General features: G+C 46.1%; 1 protein-coding gene. It reads right to left on the bottom strand.

Features of this window, described 5'->3' with window-relative positions; all coding sequences use genetic code 11:
• Positions 1 to 234: 234 nt before the first annotated feature.
• Positions 235 to 685 (bottom strand): peroxidase family protein (locus R7P64_RS24260; protein ID WP_318124158.1); only part of this gene is annotated, 451 nt, incomplete at its 5' end.

The following is a 685-nucleotide window of genomic DNA, read 5'->3' on the forward strand; positions in this document are numbered from 1 at the left end:
TTGTTGCCATTCCTATTGGTTTTGCACCTTGGTGCCAGCTTTATGCATCACTTTATTAAGCAGGACGGAACGTTGCTGAGAATGTTGGGCAAAGCTTGATAAGACAAAACTTGATAAGACAAAACAAGAATGTGCTCCGAAAGTTTCTGAGCAACAAAATGGCAGGTAAGTGATACCTGCCATTTTAATATAAGCGAAGCCTAATTGTTAAATTAGGCTTCGCTTTGGATGACATCAAAATCGGTCGGCGTTCATCACTTTGGACCACGCGGCGACAAAGTCTTCAACGAATTTTCCTGCGTTGTCATCTTGTGCATACAGTTCGGCATAGGCTCTGAGTATTGAGTTTGAGCCGAAGACAAGATCGACGCGGGTCGCTGTCCATTTTACATCTTTGGAGCGACGACTGCGGATTTCGTAAAGATTTTCGCCAACGGGTTCCCACGTGTAGTTCATGTCGGTTAGGTTAATGAAAAAATCGTTGGTAAGTTGGCCGACTCGGTCTGTGAACACACCGTGTTTGCTACCGCCATGATTTGTGCCAAGAACGCGCATCCCTCCGACGAGCACCGTCATTTCAGCGGCAGTTAACCCCATCAACTGGGTGCGATCCAACAGCATTTCTTCTGGTGTTACAACGTAGTTTTGTTTGAGCCAGTTTCGATACCCATCGTGCAACGGTTCT

The sequence above is a fragment of the Vibrio sp. 2304 genome, from assembly GCF_033339475.1.
Lineage (GTDB): Bacteria > Pseudomonadota > Gammaproteobacteria > Enterobacterales > Vibrionaceae > Vibrio > Vibrio alginolyticus.